Annotated in this window: 11 protein-coding genes; 2 read left to right on the top strand and 9 right to left on the bottom strand. The window is 74.3% G+C overall.

Annotation, left to right across the window (positions count from 1 at the left end; translation table 11 throughout):
* Window positions 1-78: 78 nt before the first annotated feature.
* The 6 genes from Pta02_RS31855 to Pta02_RS31830 form a co-directional block, all read right to left on the bottom strand.
* Entirely contained in the window at window positions 79-213 is a 135-nt protein-coding gene (locus Pta02_RS31855; RefSeq protein WP_203878692.1) for an ALQxL family class IV lanthipeptide, read from the bottom strand.
* A gap of 135 nt (window positions 214-348) precedes the next feature.
* Window positions 349-2,175 carry a prolyl oligopeptidase family serine peptidase gene (locus tag Pta02_RS42080; RefSeq protein ID WP_203878691.1) on the bottom strand — a complete coding sequence of 609 codons (1,827 nt, stop codon included), beginning with the start codon at window positions 2,173-2,175 and terminating at the stop codon, window positions 349-351.
* Window positions 2,175-5,072, bottom strand: a complete 2,898-nt coding sequence (lanL, locus tag Pta02_RS31845) for a class IV lanthionine synthetase LanL (RefSeq protein WP_203878690.1) — start codon at window positions 5,070-5,072, stop codon at window positions 2,175-2,177. Before lanL ends, Pta02_RS42080 begins: the two co-directional genes overlap by 1 nt.
* 343 nt (window positions 5,073-5,415) lie before the next feature.
* Complete coding sequence (locus Pta02_RS31840; protein ID WP_203878689.1) at window positions 5,416-5,658, bottom strand: hypothetical protein; 243 nt, start codon at window positions 5,656-5,658, stop codon at window positions 5,416-5,418.
* A gap of 130 nt (window positions 5,659-5,788) precedes the next feature.
* Window positions 5,789-9,115 carry an ATP-binding protein gene (locus Pta02_RS31835; RefSeq protein ID WP_203878688.1) on the bottom strand — a complete coding sequence of 1,109 codons (3,327 nt, stop codon included), beginning with the start codon at window positions 9,113-9,115 and terminating at the stop codon, window positions 5,789-5,791.
* Between the two features lie 169 nt (window positions 9,116-9,284).
* Entirely contained in the window at window positions 9,285-10,079 is a 795-nt protein-coding gene (locus tag Pta02_RS31830) for a PaaX domain-containing protein, C- domain protein (RefSeq protein WP_203878687.1), read from the bottom strand.
* A gap of 112 nt (window positions 10,080-10,191) precedes the next feature.
* On the opposite strand from Pta02_RS31830, the gene Pta02_RS31825 reads away from it, so the two are divergent.
* Window positions 10,192-11,943: an acyl-CoA dehydrogenase family protein gene (locus tag Pta02_RS31825; protein WP_203878686.1), complete on the top strand. Its 1,752-nt coding sequence runs from the start codon at window positions 10,192-10,194 to the stop codon at window positions 11,941-11,943.
* A gap of 12 nt (window positions 11,944-11,955) precedes the next feature.
* Here Pta02_RS31825 and Pta02_RS31820 read toward each other — a convergent pair whose 3' ends face one another.
* Both Pta02_RS31820 and Pta02_RS31815 read right to left on the bottom strand, forming a co-directional pair.
* Window positions 11,956-15,255, bottom strand: coding sequence for a type 2 lanthipeptide synthetase LanM family protein (locus tag Pta02_RS31820; protein ID WP_203878685.1), 3,300 nt, complete (start codon window positions 15,253-15,255; stop codon window positions 11,956-11,958).
* 18 nt (window positions 15,256-15,273) lie between these two features.
* Window positions 15,274-16,269, bottom strand: a complete 996-nt coding sequence (locus Pta02_RS31815; RefSeq protein ID WP_203878684.1) for a hypothetical protein — start codon at window positions 16,267-16,269, stop codon at window positions 15,274-15,276.
* Window positions 16,270-16,766: 497 nt separating this feature from the next.
* Here Pta02_RS31815 and Pta02_RS31810 point away from each other — a divergent pair, with 497 nt between their 5' ends.
* On the top strand, window positions 16,767-17,654 hold the full coding sequence (locus tag Pta02_RS31810; protein WP_203878683.1) for a haloalkane dehalogenase: 888 nt from the start codon (window positions 16,767-16,769) through the stop codon (window positions 17,652-17,654).
* A gap of 54 nt (window positions 17,655-17,708) precedes the next feature.
* On the opposite strand, the gene Pta02_RS31805 is transcribed toward Pta02_RS31810, so the two are convergent.
* Window positions 17,709-18,287, bottom strand: a complete 579-nt coding sequence (locus Pta02_RS31805; protein WP_203878682.1) for a TetR/AcrR family transcriptional regulator — start codon at window positions 18,285-18,287, stop codon at window positions 17,709-17,711.
* Between the last annotated feature and the right edge of the window lie 78 nt (window positions 18,288-18,365).

Below are 18,365 nucleotides of genomic sequence, written 5' to 3'. Positions count from 1 at the left end.
CCGGGAGCCCGGCCCGTCACGCCGCGGGTGAACGCCCGCCGGCGCTCACCCGCGGTCCCCGGGCGGGAACTGCGGGGATCAGTACGTGTACCCGGAGCCGTTGCAGCTGTTGTAACAGGTACGGATGTTGATCTCGCAGGTGGAGTTGCAGTCGCGCAGCTGGGTCTCCTCGATCGCGGGGAGCATCTCCAGGGCGTTGATGTCGAGTTCCATCGCGGTTCCTTTCTCCTTGCGGGTTTCTTACGAGGGCGTCACCCCGTTCGGGGTGACCGCCGGTCACGTCCGGACAGGGACGCGACCGGCCACCGGCGAGGCCCCGGCGCGTGTCCGCCCGGGCTCGCCGGAGGTCTACGGAGGGCCGTGCCGATCGCACGGCGGCCGGGGGCGGTCGGCTCCCTCGCTGAGGAAGCCGACGACGCGGTCGAGGAGGAGGTGCCCGCCGGCCTCGGACAGCGGATCGTGGCTGGCGCCGGCGACCTCCAGGTAGGTCAGGCGGGCTCCGTCGCGGTGCCCGCTCCCGCGCAGCCGGTCGCGCAGGCGCCGGGAGTGGGAGACAGGGATGACCGGATCCCGGTCACCGTGGACGATGAGCAGGGGCAGCCGCATCCGGCCGGCCAGCCTCAGCAGGTCGCGGGGGCCGAGGTCGTCGTCGATCTCCTCCCGGCCGCCGAGCCGGTCGATCAGGTTGCGTACCGCGGGCGGCCCGTCGTCGTGCAGGCGCCGCCCGGACAGGAACGGGGCGACGACCGCGGCGCGCGCCCACAGTCCGGGCCGGGCGGCGGCGGCCAGCAACGCCAGGTAGGCGCCGTAGCTGGGGCCGTACAGCATCGGCCGCCCGCGGCCCGGCCCGCGCGCGGCGGACAGGGTGCGGCCCAGATGCAGGACGTCGTCCAGGTCGGGGCCGCCCCAGGCGCCGTGGACGGCGTCGCGGTGCGCCGCGCCGTATCCGGTGCTGCCCCGCTGGTTGGGCGCGACCACGGCGATCCCCGCAGCGGCCAGGCGCCGGAACAGCGGCTCGAAGCCGAGCCGCCAGGAGGACTCGGGGCCGCCGTGCAGCGCGAGCACCACCTGGCGGGCGGTGCCGGGGTCGCCGTACACGACGGCCTCGATGTCTCCCGCCGGACCGTCGTAGGCGCGCACGGAGGGCTGCGCCGGCCGTGGACGGGAGAGGTGCCGGGCCTCACGCGACCTGGACGGCCGGAGCACGGTGATCGGGCCGGGCGGGTGGTCGGGCGTGCTGTGGACGAGGTGGAGCCCGGCGTCACCCCAGTGGGCCCTGCGGTACAGCACGCCTGCCGGGAGGCCGGCCTCCCGGCAGGCGTCCTGCGCCAGGTCGTGCAGGAGCAGGTGGGAGCGGGCGCCGCGGGTGACCGCCAGCGCCAGGTGCCGTCCGGCGGGGTCCAGGGCCAGCGGGGTCACGCCGCCCTCGATCGCGTTCAGCCGGTCGGGGAAGACGGTGGGCCCCTCGTCGCCGCGGCGCCGGACGCCCAGCCGGTAGGCGCCGTCGCGGCGTGCGGCGGTGAGCAGCACCCCGGTGCGGGGGGCCGCCAGCAGCAGGTGCTCGTCATCGGCCAGGCCGTCCGGAGGGGTCAGGACGCCGCGTGCGAGGTCCAGCACCACGGTGCCCCCCGTCCCGGCCCGGCCGGAGGCCAGAGCGAGGCGGTCGCCGGTCCCGTCGAGCCAGATCCCTCCGCTGACCAGGACGGGGAGCTCGGCGATCCGCTCGGGTGGCTCGTCCCGTCCGGACAGCCGCCAGACCGTGGTCGTCCGGTCCGCGCCGGACTCGAAGGCCAGGGCGGCGGTTGCGGGTACCGGGCCGGCGATGAGCCGCAGGGCGGGACCGCCGAAGGTGGCCAGCCGGTGCTCCTGGGCCGGGGCGTCGCCGTCCCGGGAGGGGACGGCGAGCAGGAGCCGGTGCACACCGCCGTCCGGACGGCACAGCAGCACGCGGCCGTCGTCGGTGGCGACGAGTGAGGTCTGCGGGCTCTCTGCGCCGGAGCCGTGCAGGGTCCGGGCGCGCGGGCCGTCCCCCGTGAGGTCCCACAGCTCCGGGGCCAGGCGGTGGCCGCGGCGCACCAGGCAGGCGGCGTACCGCCCGCCCCCGGAGAAGCAGAAGCCGCTGCGCCGGACGTCCTGGAGGACCCCTCGCCCGGTCCCGGCGACGACCCGGTTCATCACGTCCCCGCCCGCCGCGCCGCGCCGGCGTCCGCCGGGTCCGGCGGGCCGTCCCCGGGCGGGTCGGCCATCCAGGGGCGCGGCCCGCCGTGGCGCAGCCGGTGCAGGAAGTCCAGCACACCGGCCAGGCCGGTGTTCCAGCCGACGGTCACCTCGGTCGTGCTCTCGTCCGGGACCACCAGCAACCCGTCGCGGACGACGGCGCGCGCCCACAGGCACCCGGCCAGTTCCCCGGCCAGCTCGTGGTAGACCGGCTCGCCCAGGACGTCGGCCATGTCGAGGAGGAACTGCCCGTCTCCGGCGAGCCCGTGGCAGGCCGCCGTCCCCGAGCTCAGGCGGTGCGCGTGCACGGCGACCGCGGCGCCCCTGGCGGCGTCCAGGAGACGCCGGTCACCGGTGGCCGCGTACAGGCGGATCAGGAACGTGCCCACCCCCGAGGAACCGCTGCACCAGTGCGGGAGCCTGTCCTGTCCGCCGGGGGCGCCCGGCCACCAGAGGGCGTCGCCCTGGCGGTCGGCCGCGGCCAGCAGGGTCTCCCCGGCCGCCACGGCCGTCTCCAGGCAGTCCTCGCGACCCAGAACGGCGCCCGCGGCCAGCAGGAAGGCGCCGACCCCGGCGACGCCGTGGGCGAAGCCGTAGTGCACCACGCCCGCCAGCCCGGAGTCGAAGTCCTCGGGAATCGGCCACAGCACCGTCTCCGGGGTGCGCCGGGCGGCCTTCATCAGCGCGTCGGCGCATTCTCCGGCCCGCTCGCGGAAGCGGACCTCCCCGGTGGCGTACCAGAAATGCAGCAGGGCCAGCCCCGTTCCGGCCAGGCCGTGGCACACGTCCGGGTTCGGCCAGTTCGTCGGCAGACCCAGTGCGAGGCCGGTGCCGGTGGCGCACAGAGCGTCGTCGCCGAGCGCGCGGCCGGCCTCGTACAGGCCCCAGGCGATCCCGGCGCGGCCGAAGTACAGTCCCGGAGAGGGCCGGTGCTCACCGGCGAGGCGGCGCGCCGTCCAGCCCGCCGCGTCCCTCAGCCCCGCCGGCAGCCCGGCGTGCGGCCCCGGCGGTTCCGTCCGCGCCGGCCGGGCGGAGGCCGTGGCGGGCTCGTGCCCCGCCAGTGAGGCGAGCAGGGTGAGCACCCCGGCCGATCCGTACTGCACGGCGCACGGATCGGTGGTCGCCCCGTATCCGTTCGCCCCCTTGAGGGGCCACAGCGCGGCGCGCGCCTCCGGGTCGGCGACCGCGGCCGGGGAGATCGTCCGCAGGATGTGGGCGAGCCCGTCGCCGAGCAGGCGATCCTGCTCGGCCGTGCCCAGCCGGTAGCCGTTCGGAGTCCCGGCGCGGGCCGCGGGCGGGAGCGGTACGGCGGCCAGGCCGTCCAGGAACGCCCGTACCCGCTCCAGGTCCCAGCGCCGTCCGGGCTCCTGCCTCATCAGACCGAGGAAGAGCGGGACCAGCGCCGTCGCCACCGGATCGCCCGCGGTGGCGACGCTCACCAGCGTGCCCAGCCGCGCGTCCCACGACCGCGTCCCGGCGGGCAGGTCCTCCGCCAGCACCGGCTGGCAGTCGGTGGCCGTGAAGAACAGCGTCGCCCCGAGCGCGAACAGGTCGGCCTCCGGGCCGGGCGCGGGGCCGTACTCGGCGCCCCGGACCTGTTCGGGCGGAGCGTAACCGGGGGTGAACGCCCTCACCACCGGCGTGCCGGGCACCGCGGCCGTCTCCAGGTCGATCAGCAGGCAGTCGTCGCCGGTGACGATGACGTTGTTCGGCGTCAGGTCCCGCAGCACGTATCCCCGGCCGTGCACCACGGCGACCAGGGCGGCCAGCCGCCGGGCCAGTCCCATCACCGCGGCGTGGCGATCCGGGTCCGGCGGGGAGAAGCGTCGCCTGCCGGCCCATTCGGTGAGCACGCTCCCGGAGAGGCGCTCCTGGGCGAGGAAGAGGTTGTCGTCCTGCTCGAACAACTCCACCTTGCGCGCCGTGACGCCCAGCGGGGCGAACAGGTCGAGCATGCGCGCCTCGTGGCGGAGCCGGTCGCGCCCGTCCCGCCCGTGCAGGCCTGCGCCCAGGTGCGGGCGGGCGTGCTTGACCACCACCTGACCGCCGGTCTGCCGGTCCTCGGCCAGGAAGACCCCTCCCTTGGCGCCGTGCCGGACGGCCTGGCGCACCACGAACCGGCCGCCCAGCAACACCGCCTCCGGCGCGGTGGTCCGGGCCGGCGCCCGGCCGGACTCGAACGGGCACCGCGCCCACTCCGGAGGGGAGTACCACGCCTTGCGCTCGTCGGTCACCCTGGTGCCGTCGGGCGCGGTCAGCCGCGAGGTGTAGGTTCCGTCGTTGTCCAGTTCGCCGGGGGCGGAGAACACCCCGAAGCGGTAGTGCACCAGGCTGCCGGGCAGGTAGGCGCGGTCGGACAGGATCGGCGGGCCGGGCAGGCCGGAGGTGGCCAGGTGCAGTTCCCCGGCGATCGCCACGGCGGTCTCGTCGTCGGGCGGATAGACCGTGACGAACTTGCCGACGGATCCGCGGTCCCTCTCACGTGACAGGAGGGCGCCCGTCTCGCCGAGCGTGGCGGCGAACTTGAACGGGCAGCGGCGGCGGCCCAGCACCTCCGCCACCCGCGCCAGCACCACGGGGGCCGACAACGGCGTCGCCGACACGTGGAGCTTCCAGCCCTGGGCGCGCCGTACCGAATCAGCCGGAGCCGCGTAGGTCCACGGCGTACCGGGGTGGATCTCCCAGCCGGGCAGGAGCCGTCCGGCGGAGGGGACGGGGCCTCCCGCGGCGGGCTCCGCGCCGGCGTCCGCAACGTCCGAAGCCCGGCCCGCCACCCGCCCGAGGGTCGCCCTGGCGATGTCCTCCAGCAGATGGCGATCCCCGTCCGGACGCCCGACCTCATCCGTACTCCGCACAGCCACGCCTCTCCAGCCCCCTCACCCTCGCCCGACGATCCGTGCGGGGTCCGGGCGGACGGGGACCGGCGGGCGCCCCGTGGCGGAAAGATCCCGCCCGTCCTCGCACCCCACCGGGAACCCGCCGAACGGATCCACGCTGCGGGGATGCTCTCCGACAGCGTTTGCGAGCGGCTTGGAGGAGCTTTTCCGCGAGCTGCTTGGAGCCGCTTGGAAGCGCTTGGAACCACCGGGAACCGTGGCCCGGACGGGGAGCCGGCGATCACGGAGCCGCACGCGACTGACCCCGGCCGCGGGATCCGGGGCCGGGGTCAGGGCGTGCTATCCGTGGCGGCGGGGCCTGTTACTCGTGGTAGAGGTAGAGGTCGAAGAGGGAACCGGTGCGCCTGCACTGGAAGTCCAGGGCGTTGGTGTTGAAGAGGGCTCTGACGCCGGCGCTGCTGCAGCCGCCGCTGGTCGTGTACTGGCCTGCGAACCACCAGCTTCCGGCGGACTGCGCGGAAGCGGCCGTCGCGGGAGCGGTCATGGCGCCGAAGGCCAGGCCTCCGGCTACCAGCGCCACCGCGGCCAGACGACGAGTTCTCATTCTCTTTCCGCCTTTCGTGAAGAGGCGCGCCCGTGAGCGGCGATCACGGTGAGAACCGCACCCGGGCACGTGTTTTCCTGCTGAAGGGTGCATCGGCCTGCTTGGAAATCACTTGGAGGGAGGGCCGGGCTCAGCCCGCACGCCGCGGCGCCGCGCTCCGTCCCCCCGAGATGATGAGCCCGAGCTCCGACCTCGCCCGGTCCCGCCATCGCACGAGCCCGTTGCGGCCCGCCAGCCGTGCCAGCGTCACCAGGTGCCGGACGGCGGTCTCACGCTCGCCCAGCGCGGAGGCGAGCAGGGCCAGGAACCAGTCCACCGGGCCCGCGAACGCGATCGCGGAGCCCACGGAGACGCCGCCGCCGTGCGGCAGCAGCGCCGAGTAGCTCGCCCGGCAGGCGGAGACGTCGCCGAGGGCCGTCTGCGCCGCCGCCTGCAGACAGGTCATGGTCAGCCAGGACCAGTCCCGCGGCGGAGTGCCCCAGCCGTGCTCGGCCAGCCGGCGGGCCTGTGCGGTACGGCCCTGCGCGCACAGGTGCAGGATCCGCGAGTCACGGTCCATGGTGGTGTGGATGCCGGCGACCGAGTCGATCAGGGCTCCGGCGTCGGCCATGGAACCGCGCTGGAAGTGCAGCATGATGCGCCCGGTGGCCACCACCGCGCCCGCGTACCACATGCCGAGCCGCCCGGCCTGCCGCTCGGCCTCGCCGTACAGGACGTCGGCCTCGTCGAAGCGCCCCTCCAGGACCAGCCTGCCGGCGCGCCACATCGTGTGCTGGAAGCGCGGCCAGGGGAGCGGCAGCCGTTCCAGGATCGCGTCGCAGCGGGTGGCGGCCTCGTCGGCGCCGGCCAGGTCGAACAACTGCAACCGGTGGTGGGTGAACAGCATCTGCGCGAGCAGTTCGAACTCGGGCGTGCAGGTGCGCGCGGCCAGGCCGAGCAGTTCGGCGGCGATCCCCAGCAGCTCGCGGGAACGGACGGACTGGGGCAGCGAGAGCTGCCGCGCGTTGAGCGTCTGCATCAGCAGGTGCGGATCGCCGAGCCGGCGGGCCCCCTCGACGGCCTCGGCCGACAGGCGGTCGCAGCGCGGGTCGTCGCTGCCGTCGTACAGCTCCTGCGCCAGCCCGGCCAGCAGCCGCACGCGTTCGGCCCCGTCGTCGGGGGGCAGGCGGTCCAGCGCCGCCTCGAACCGGCGGACCAGATGCAGTTCCACCTCTTCGTAGGGGTTGCGCAGGGTCCAGACCGATGGGGCGTCCAGCGCGGTCAACGCGCGGGTCGTCAGCACGGGGTCGTCCCGCCCGCCGGTGCCGTCGCCGCGGTCGGCGACGCGGATGGCCTGCGCCCGCGCTTTGCGGGCGCCGAGCGCGTCTCCGGCCGCCAGCAGCGCGCGGACCTGGTGGAGCAGGAGGTCGACGTGGTCGAGGGGGTCGCCCGCGGAGGCGCCGTGGGCCGCGACCGCCCGGCCCCACCACAGGGCCGCCTCCTCGTAGGCCAGCCGCAGGGACGCCTGCCGGGCGGCGGCACGGGCCCAGCGCGCCGCCTCGCCGTAGGCCGCCGGACCGGCCTCGACGGCGTGGTGGGCGATGACCGCCACGTCCACGCCGGGGCGGTCGGCCAGGGCGGCCGTCACCTCCCGGTGCACCGCCGCCTTGCGCAGCGCGGGAAGGTCGCGCAGGAGGGCCTCGCGGACCAGGTCGTGGGCGAAGGCCATGCGCGGGGGGCAGGAGACGAGCAGCCCGGCGTGTACGGCCTGGTCCAGCACGCCGTACACCTCTGCAGGCTCCGCGCGGCAGATCTGGGCGACGACACCGGGATCGAAGTCCCTGCCGATGACCGCGGAGACGTTGAGGGCCTCGACGGCCTGCGGGCCGAGCGCGGTCACCCGCCGCCGGATGAGGTCGGCGACCGCGATCGGTACGGCGCCCAGCGTGCCGCCCTGGGCGAGCACGCGGGCCGTCTCCCTGGCGAACAGGGGATTGCCGCCGGTGCGTTCGGTCAGCCGCAGAGCGGTCGGCCCGTCCAGTTCGACGCCCATGCCGTGAGCGATGGTCGTTATGGTCTCCGGGCCGAGGCCGGTGAGCCGGACGTGGCGCAGGTCGTGACGGGCCAGCCGGCCGAGCACGTCGTCCAGGCGCATGCGGTCCGGCCCGTCGCGGAAGGCGGTGACCAGCGTGACGGGGACGGGCTCGGTGGCGTCCGCCAGCAGCGTGACCAGGTCGCTGAGCAGCCGGAGCGATGCGGGATCGGCCCAGTGCAGGTCGTCCAGGACGACGACCAGAGGCCGGGACCGCGCGGCGGTCCTCAGCCAGTCCGCGATGGCCTGATGGCGGCGCAGCAGCGCGGCCTCGGTGGATCCGGCGGGGGTCTCGTCGTCCAGGAGGCCGGTCAGGGCCCGGCGGTCGGGCGGGGGACAGAGCCGGGTGAGCGCGCGCAGCAGCTGCAGCCACGGCCACAGGGGCGGGGAGCCCTCGGTCTCGGGGCAGCGGCTCCAGAGCACCAGGCGGCCGGCGGCGGTGCAGCGGTCGCGGAACGCTCCGAGCAGCCACGTCTTGCCGATGCCCGGCTCGCCGCTGACCGCCGCGACGGTGACCTCTCCCCGCTCCGGCAGGCCTTCCAGCTCGGCCAGCTGCCGTTCCCGGCCGTGCGGGGCACGCGGTCTCACGGGGGTCGCGGGGACGGGCGCCGGGGGAACGGGCACCTGGGGGGCGCAGGGGAGCAGGAGCGAGTCGTCCTGCCGGAGGATGGCCTCCTCCAGGGTCCTCAGCCCCGGACCGAGGCCCAGCCCCAGCTGGTCGGCGAGCAGCCTTCCGGCGCGGCGCAGCACGGCCAGCGCGTCGGCCTGCCGCCCGGTGCGGTAGAGGGCCAGCGCCAGCAGGTGCCACAGCCGCTCACGCAGCGGGTGCGCGGCCGAGTCGGCCTCCAGGCCGGTGACGACGGCCTGCGGGCGGCCGAGGTCCAGTTGCGCCCGGGCACGCCGCTCGACCGCGACGAGACGCAGCTCGCAGAGGCGGGCGACCTCGGAGGAGGCCCACAGCTCCCCGGTGAACTCGCCGTAGGGCGGCCCGTGCCAGAGCCGCAGCGCCGCCTCCGAGCAGGCGAGCGCCTCCTCGGGCGGCAGGGACTCCGAGCGGGTGACGAGTTCGGTGAACCGGAGCGCGTCGAGGTCGGTCGCGGCGAGCAGGTACCCGGGAGGCCGCCCGACGAGCAGGCGGGGGAGGGCGCGCGGCGGGCGTCCCGGCTCGAGGGCCCGGCGCAGGTTGGACACGTAGGCCTGGACCGTGGTCACCGCGCTCGGCGGAGACGCGTCGCCGTACAGATCCTCGATCAGGGTGTCGGTGGAGACGACGGCTCCGCCCGCGACCAGCAGCCGGGCGAGCACCGCGCGCTGGCGCGGGCCGCCGAGCCTGACGGGAACCCCGTCGTCGTAGACCTCGATCGGGCCGAGAACCCGGAACCTCATCCCTACCACCCATGGTCGGCACAGTAGGTGCGGCCACTGCGACAGGAACGAACCCACGTATCAAACATCGCTTCCGCGTGAAGATCAAGTATGTCCGGAACCTGTGACAAACGCTGCTCCGGGAGGTGGCCGGCGCCGGCCGGAACCGCCTCCGACGGGCGGCGATCCGCTACAGGTGATCGCGCAGGAGGGCGCCGAACTCGGCTTCGAACAGGTCGTAGCGGTGGCGCAGACCGGCCCCCGGCCAGTCGCCGGGCAGGAGGCCGGGCGGGAGCAGGGGGTCGGTGAGCAGGTGCCGCAGGATCGCGGCGGCCAGAGCGAACCGGCCGGCGACGGAGGAGGCCGAGTCGAACCCGGCCCGCAGCGCCCGCGCCCGTCCCGCCCAGGCCGGCAGGTCCCACAGGGAGGCCGCCAGCACGGCCGGGTCGCCCTCCGGTACGGCCCGCAGGAACGTGCACTGCCCGGCGACGATCGCGGGGTGGGCGGTGCTCCCGGGAGGGGTGCCCGCGTCCTCCGGGTCGTGCGCGTTCTGAAGGGGCGTGTCCCGGACCAGGTTGTCCGGGCGCATCCACACGCCCTCGCGGATCTCGGCCATGCGCAGCGCCGCCATGGCGTCCCGGAACGCGGCGCGCTCGGCGGCCGGCCGTCGCTCGGCGGTGACGATCGCGACCTCCCACGAGCCGTCCCACCCGCGGGTGAGGGGGGCACGGCTGGCGTCCTGACGGGCCTGGCGTTCGCGCAGGCGCCCGCTGAGCCGGTAGCCGCCGTCCTCCTGGAGGAGGTCGCCCGCCGCGACCATGCGCGACAGCGCCACCCGCACCGTGCCCTCGGAGATGCCGAACAACTCGCCCGCGCGCACCAGGTGGCGGGCCTTCAGGTGGGGCGGGTGGGCGCCCAGCAGCGTGCTGAGGACGACCGAGCGCGCGGTCAGCGGCCGGAGGCCCAGCGGGTCTTCGTTCTTCATCGGAGGTCCAGAGCATAGAGCCTGCCCGGCGGGACTTCGGAGCGCGAGCCGTCCCCACGATCCTTGCCATTACATCTTCCCATCACGTGTCGGAAAAACGTAATATCCGCGTATGGCTTCCTATCTCGTCGAGCCGGTCGACCGGCTGCCCTTCGGCACCCCGGACAAGTCCCGGCGCTACGCCACCGAGCGCTACCAGGGCGCGGCCGGGCTGAACTGGTACGGCTGCGACCCCACCCTGGGCTTCCTGATGCGCCGTCACCTCGGCACCGAGGGCCTGCGCTGGGCCGCCCCCCACCTGGAGCGGGCCGGTAAGCTCATGGCCGGGCCGATCCTGGAGCACGCCGAGGAGACCGACCGCAACCCGCCCCGCCTGGAGCGCTACGACCGCTGGGGCCGCGACGTCAGCCGGATCGTCATGCCGCCGTCCTTCGAGGCGGCCCGGCGCGAGCTGGTCGCGCGCAGCTTCACCCGGCCGGAGTTCGGCGCGGAGGCCAAGGAGGCCGGGGTCGAGCCGTCGGTGATGACCGCGGCCTGGCACTACCTGCTCTACCAGGCCGACATCGGCATGGGCTGCGCGCTCGGCACCGGCGGCGACATGGTGGTGCTGATGGCCGAGTCGTTCGCGCCGGAGGACGTCAAGGCGCGGGTCCGGGAGATCTTCGCCGACGGCATGTTCTCCGGCGAGGCCGCGCAGATGTTCACCGAGCGCTCCGGCGGCTCCGACCTCGGCGCGCTGGAGACCACCGCCACCCCCGACGGCGACGCCTGGCGGCTGAACGGCCTGAAGTGGTTCGCCTCCAACGCCAACGGCTCGGCGTTCGTCGTGCTCGCCAAGCCCGAGGGCGCCGAGGACGGGGTGCGCGGGGTCTCGCCCTTCCTGGTGCTGCGCGAGCGCCGCGACGGGAGCCACAACGGCATCCGGATCCGCCGGCTCAAGGACAAGCTCGGCACCCGCTCGGTGGCCTCGGCGGAGGTCGAGTTCGCCGACGCCGAGGCGTTCCTGCTCGCTCCCGACCCGCGCGGCACCGGCGACGGCAAGGGCCTGGCCCGGATGATGACGCTCACCAACGGCGCCCGCCTGGCCATCGCCATGATGGGCCTGGGCTGCGCCCGCCGCGCGTTGGTCGAGTCGATCTGCTACGCCCGCAGCCGTGAGGCCTTCGGCGCCGCGCTCATCGACCAGCCGCTGATGCGCCGCAAGCTGGCCGAGCTGATCGTCGAGGTCGAGGCCGCCCAGGCGATGGTCTTCGACGGCACCCTCAACCCCGGCCTGCGCCTGGCCCCCGCCCTGGTCAAGCTCCGCGCCGCCCGGCTCGGCGTCACCGCGGCCAGCGACGCGATCGAGATCCACGGCGGCAACGGCTACATCGAGCAGTGGCCGGTCGCCCGCATCCTGCGCGACGCCCAGGTCAACACGATCTGGGAGGGCGGCGACAACATCCTGTGCCTGGACGTACGGCGGGCGATGCTGCGCGGCAACGCCCACGAGCCGTTCCTGGACCGCCTGACTGCGGCCGTCGACCAGGCTCCGCCCGGTGACGAGGCCACCGTCGATCTCGTCCGGGGACGGATCGAGGACCTGCGCAAGGCGATCACCGCCTGGTCGGCGCTCGACCCGGCTCAGGCCGAGGCCCGGCTGTTCCCGCTGGCCCAGTTCATGTGCGACGTCTACGCCGCCGCGCTGCTGCTGGAGCAGGCCGGCTGGGAACGGCGCGAACTCGGCACCGACCGCAAGGCGTTGGTCGTCCGGCTGTACGCCGAGGCACACCTGGCCGACCACGGCCCGCTGCGCGGCCTCGACCGCCCGGCCGAGGACCTGACCCGCTTCGACGATCTCCTCGCCGGAGCCCTCACCCTCTGATTCCGGCCGCGGTCACGGTCCTTCCAGGAGCAGGACGGACGGGAGGGAGGGCTCGGCGAGCCGGAGGAGTCCGTATCCGATGCCGGCCAGGCCCGTCATCAGGCCGGGTGATTCGACGCCGATCGGCAGGCCGCACCGCCGGTGGCCGCGCTCGGCGGCGTCCAGCACCCGGGCCGCCGCCGACGCCGCGCGGGCCGACAGCTCCGACTCGCCCAGCGTGTCCGCGGCTCTGGTGAGGAGTTCGAGGTTCCCCAGATCGCCGTGGCAGAGCGAGTGGCTCTGACCGAAGCCCTGGGCCGTGGTCGTGGCCGCGGCGGTCAGGGCCTCGGAGCGCAGGGTGGCGGCACGGTCCGGTTCGCGGCAGTGCGAGAGCATCGCGAGCCGGCCCAGGCCGATCCCGGCCGCCCCGTGGCACCACGCGACCATCGGTCTCCTGTCGCCGCCGGGATCGCCCCAGGTTCGCAGATCGGGCCAGTTCGCCGGTTCGGCGTCGAACTGCTCGCGTTCGTAGGACAGAGCCTGGTAGGCCGTCGTACGGAAACGTTCCAGCCCGCTGAGCTCCGCCAGTTCGCTCAGGGCCCAGGCGATGCCCGCGGCCCCGTGCGAGAAGCCGGTGAGCGGCCGAGGCCCCAGGGCGGGGTTCGGCCAGGTCGGAACGCCGTGGGCGAGCCGGCTGCGGGAGAGCAGGTGGTCGCCGCACCGGACCGCGGCCGACAGCGTGCCCGGGGTGGGACGCACGCGCTGAAGGCAGGCCAGGGCGCCGACGCATCCGGCCGCGCCGGCGATGACGTCGTACTGGTCGTCCAGCTCGATGAGCGGTGGGATGCGCTCCGCGACCTCCTGCGCCCGGTCGAGCAGCCGCGGTGCGCCGGTGAGCACACCGAGATGCGTCAGAGCGTAGACCGCTCCGGCCAGGCCGTTGAACGCACCGAGGCTCTGCGGCGCGTCCCCGGCACGTGACACCTGTCTTTCCAGGGTCCGGGTCGCGGCCCGCGCGAGGCGGGCGTAGCGCTCCTCCCCGGTGACGGAGGCGAGCCGGCCGAGGAAGAGAGCGATCCCGGCGGTCCCGTCGTACAGGTCGGGACCGAGCACGATGGGCGCCCACTGCCCGTGGCCGGCCAGGCTGAAGCCCGGCCAGGCGGCGTCCTCGCCACCCTTGCCCCGCAGCGCCAGCGCCTCCAGCCGATCCCCGGCCGCCCTGGCGGCCGACAGGAGGCGGGCCCGGCCGGGGAAGGCCGGGCCGGCGACGTCGCGCACCGGCGGCGCGCCCGCGGCCCGGCCCGCGGGCGGGGTCTGCGCGTCCTGCGGATCGAGTCCGCGGCGCGCGGCCGCCAGCGTCCCCTCGATGAGCCAGACCTGCCGTTCCAGGTCCTCCGGCCCGAGCCGGCCGATCCGCCTGCGCACGCGGTCGAGCCCGCTCTCGGGCAGGAAGTCGTCGAACCGGGCACCGGTGCCGGCGATCAGGTCGCGTGAACCGGCCCGTGCGGTGAAGACCGGCACGTCGCCGTCCCACAACTGCTCGCGCTCGCAGGCCACCACGCGGGCCAGGTACGGACGGGTGGCCACCTGCGACCACAGCCGGGCGAACAACAGCTCGCACTCCATCCCGTCGCGCAGCACGCTGGGATGGAGGCTCTCGTACAGCAGCGTGCCGTACGTCCGCGTCTCCCGCAGGACCACGCGGACCTCGTCTTCGGCGAAGGCGGCCAGGGGTCCCGCCGGGGCCAGCAGCTCGCCGCGGTGGGCGAGCAGGAGCCCGTAGAGGTGCCGGAACCCCTGGAGGACGGCGTCGGCGTGGTCGCGGAAGTCGGCGTCGCCGCCGTCGGGCAGCCGGGGGCGGCTGCGGCATCCGCGCACCGGCTTGGGTTCCCTGACCACCCGCATGACGTCCGTACCGGCGTCCTTGCAGTGCGGCACCCCGTAGGGGGTGAGCTGGCCGTCGGCCGCGCCGATGCCGCTCATGTCGAAGCCCGGGGAGCCGGCCGTCGCCCATGTGCGCTGCGGGAGCAGTCCCACCCGCAGGACCGATTCCTCGAGCAGTTCCGCGGCCACCTGCTCGGCGGAGGACAGGTCACGCTCCACCGGCGTGGGATGGAACAGGGCCTCGAGGTCGACCATGACGGGGTGGGCACCGGAGGCGAGCACGTTCTCCCCGTGGAAGTCCGTCGCCTGAAGCGCGTGGAGCAGTGCCAGGAACCCGCCCTGGCGCAGATAGAAGTCCCGGACCTCGCCGGGGGACGAGCACGGCGTGTGCGTGACGTACTCGGCCCAGCCGTAGGCGCCGCGATCCACGACCGTGAGCACGCGCAGCGCGGGGGTCGCCCCGGCGCGGTTGAGCCATGACAGCAGCTGCTGGAAGTGCGCCGCCACCGCCATCGGCCGCGGCTTGTAGACCACGCGCAGCCCACCGGCGAACTCGGCGATCAGGACCGAGCGGCCCCGGCAGTGGCTGTCGCCCAGGTTCCCGGCGACCGCGACCACGCCTCCGGGGTCCCGGCCGGGGCTGAACGCGGCGCGCAGCGCCCGATGGTCCGCGGCGAGCCGCCGTGCGAACTCCAGGCCGGCATGAAGCCACCACTCCGTCCGCACGGCCAGCCGGCGGCCGAGCACCGGATAGCGCTCCAGCAGCTCCAAGGCGGTGCCGGCGTCTGTGAGCCCCTCGACGAACGAGGCGAACCGCTCGCGCGCGGTGGCGCCGCGCAGCTCCCCCCGCAGGCGGTGGAGGTTCAGCTCCATGACCAGCGTACGGTTGACCATGCGCAGCAGTTCGGGGAGCAGTACGTCCAGCAGCGACTCCTCCAGCCCGCGGGGGTCGAAGACCTCCGCGCCCGCGGTTTGCGCGACAGCGGCCAGCCCCGTACGCAGCCGTTCCCGGGCCCGTGTCACGAGCGGCTGGACCAGCCACAGGAACGCGCGCTGCTCCTCACCCCAGGCCGACTTCAGCCGGCGCCCGGCAACCCCGGGTCCGGTGACCGGGGTGCCGTACGGCTGCGGCCGCCCGTAGGCCTGCTGGAGCTCAAGCCGCCACCACGGCGGCGGATCCGTCTGCGACGGCCACGGCGGATCGGCCCGGAGCGCCTGCCCGAACTCCGGCTCCGTCACGCCCGCGTGCTCCAGCCAGGCCGGCCACTGCCCGGCGGGGGCGAACTGAGGCTCCGCGCGCCACCGGGCCAGCACGGTCCGGTCGGCGTCGCGGCCGTCGCCCCGTCCGGCGGGGGCCGTACCCGCCGCCGCGCGCAGTAGCCCGACCCGCTCGTCGAGCCCGAGCGCGTCGGCCCAGCGGCCGGCGGGGCCCGGTGACACCGAGGTCACGCGCCGCTCGCGTCCGGCTCAGGCCTCACAGGCGCAACCGCCGCTCGACTGACACGAGATCGAGACGCAGCCCGCGGTCGAGCAGCAGATCTCCATGTCGATCGTCAGGGTCACGGTGTGGGGGAGTCCCTCTGCGGCCATCACCTGCAGACCCGGGACGTCGAGCTCCACCTCGCCCACGGGATTGACCGGCAGGATGTCCCGCTCCGGCAGCTGGAGGGCGAACAGATAACGCCGGTCGACCCAGGCCCTCGCCACGTCGATCCCCGCGATGAGGTCCTGAAGCCCCCGGGCCCAGCCGTAGGCGCTCTCCATCGCCGCGTCCAGGCTCTCGTCGTCCTTGGCGACCATCGCGAGGGCGAACGTCTCGGCGCCGCGCCGGGCGACCCGCTGGAAGGCCGCCATCCGGCGCTGCTGCCGCAGCCCCGTGAACTCCGGCCGTGTCACCGTGGCGGCGACGGCGTCGTACAGGACGGTCATCTCCCGTCCCAGCAGAGACGGCAGGCACGACGTTCCGCCGGTGTCGATCGGTGAAGCGCCGAAGACCCCCGCCACCGCGGGGTTCCCCAGCACGTCGCGGGCACGGCCGAACACGGCGTCCAACCGGCGATCCGCCAGTCTCAGCGGAGAACCCTCGACGCGCTCGCACGCCTCCTGCAGCGCCGTGACCGCCTCCCGGCCGGCACGGCGCAGCCGCGGCTCGGCGGCACCGGTACCGCGCTCGGTGAAGACGATGGCCGCCTTCCGCACCGCGGCCGCCTCCACGGCCAGCCCGTCGAGCACCCGGCCCGACAGCGCCGCCCGCTCCGCGACGGCGGGCCGGCCCGGGTCGTTGCCCAGCCGGGAGGAGAAGTCGCTCAGCAGGTCGGCGACCTGCTCGGGGACCTGGCCGTAGGGGATGGGACGTTCCGCGAAGTCGTCGGCGATGGCGGCGACGAGACCGATGACGGGATCCAGTGCCCGATACGCGTATAACGATCCGATCGGATTCCAGGCCGAGGCTTGATGGTCCATGCCGCACCGTCCTAAAGAGCATTTGCGGAACGGCGAAACATCGATGGACGTACGCATCGACGTGTCCCCGCTGCCCAAATATAAAGAATGCAATGAATCAGGTGAAGACCTCGCAGAAAGAACGCTTAATGGGATGCGGAGGCGGGGTGCCCGGTCGAGATCTCCGTGGCGTGCCGGTCGCGGTTCAGGGCCGGTTCACCGGTGTCTCCGGCTTGGCGGTGCGATGAGGACGGGCTGGGAGACGTGTCCGAACGTGGCTTTCGGGAGCATTTGATTTGAGTTAATTGCGCCTTTTGTCCTTGCACTCCACGGGTGTTGCCGACAATGGGGCGGAACCCGTCCGTCATGCTCGCCCGCTCGCGTTTCCGATCACGGTTTCCGGGATCGTCCGGCCGCTGTCGCGCCGCCGTTCCATCGGAGGCCGGGCGCGTACGGCGAGTGGATCATTTCACCCGCCCCGCTGGCTTGTAGACGAATGTTCTGGTACGTATGCGCGTATGGACTTGCTGCGCACTCCCGACGAGCGTTTCGCCGCCCTGCCCGACTTCCCCTATCAGCCACGCTATGTCGATCTGCCCGACGGCCCGCGCATGGCCTACGTCGACGAGGGCGAGGGCCCCGTCGTGCTGCTTCTGCACGGTGAGCCGTCCTGGTCGTTCCTGTACCGGCACGTCATCCGGGTGCTGGTGGAGGGCGGCTGCCGTGCCGTGGCCCCCGACATGATCGGCTTCGGCCGCTCCGACAAGCCGGCCGGGATCGCCGACCACACCTACGCCCGGCACATCGCCTGGACCGCCGCGTTCGTCGACGCCCTCGGCCTCAAGGACGTCACGCTCGTCGGCCAGGACTGGGGCGGCCTCATCGGCCTGCGCCTGGCCGTGGCCGACCCCGGCCGCTACGCGCGGATCGTGGCCGCCAACACCGGCCTGCCGACCGGCGACTTCCCGATGCCGGAGACCTGGCTGCGCTTCCGCGAGGCCGTACGCAGCGCGGGTGCGCGGTTCGACGTGCCGCGCGGCATCCAGTCGGGCTGCACGGGCACGCTGCCGCCCGAGGTGCTGGCCGCCTATGACGCGCCCTTCCCCGACGAGAGCTACAAGGCGGGCCCGCGGGCCATGCCGGGTCTGGTGCCCGCCGAGCCGGACGACGTCGAGGCCCAGCCGAACCGCGACGCCTGGGAGGTCCTGCGCGCCTGGGACAAGCCCTTCCTGGTCGCCTTCAGCGACCGCGACCCGATCACCGGCCCCATGGCGGGGCTGTTCCAGAGTCTCGTGCCGGGCGCGCGGGGGATCGACCACCCGGTGCTGGAGGGTGCCGGCCACTTCCTGCAGGAGGACGCCGGCGAGCGCCTCGGCCGCGAGATCGTGCGTTTCGTCCGGGACTGAGGGATCGCGGCGCGGTCCGCGCCCGGGCCGTGTCCCGCGCCGTACCGGCCCGTCTCAGGGCAGGTCGTGCAACGCCGCCAGCGCCTGGTCGATGTAGTCGCCCGGCGGGCGCACCCGGCCGTCGAGGTGCCACTGCTCCAGCGAGCCGAAGTACACGCCGAACCAGTAGGTGCGGGCGGTGACGCGCGCCTGCGTGGCGGACATGCCGCGCTCGCGCAGCAGCTCGGTGAAGCGCCGGCTGCCCTCGTCCAGCGCGGTGTACACCGCGGCGCGCACCGCCGGTTCCTGCAGTACGTAGTGCATGCCGCGCCAGGGCGGTCCGGCGGGTACGGCCTCCTGCGGGGGCGGGTCGGTGACGGCGGCGATGATCCGGCGCAGGGTGCCGGGCAGGTCGTCCGGATCGATGTGGGGCTGGATCTGGTCGGCGCCGATGACCGTGTACGGGTCGGTGGTGAACAGCCCTTCCTTGGAACCGAAGTAGCGGTAGAAGGTGCGCGGTGACACGCCCGCGGCGGCGGCGATCTGCTCGACGGTGACCTGTCCGTAGCCGTGTTCGTCGAAGAGGTCTATCGCGGTGTCGATGATGTGGTGCGCCGCGGCCAGCCGGTTGCGCTCGCGAAGGGGCAGTGCCATCACTCCAGGCTACCAAGCCATGTCATCTTGGCATTCGGTGACTTATTGACAGAGTGTGCCACTAAGGAAGACGCTGTC

This window comes from Paraplanobispora takensis, from assembly GCF_016863195.1.
GTDB classification, from domain to species: Bacteria; Actinomycetota; Actinomycetes; order Streptosporangiales; family Streptosporangiaceae; genus Planobispora; species Planobispora takensis.
The sequence above is the reverse complement of the archived record's forward strand: the minus strand, read 5'-3'. Positions and strand labels throughout refer to the sequence as shown.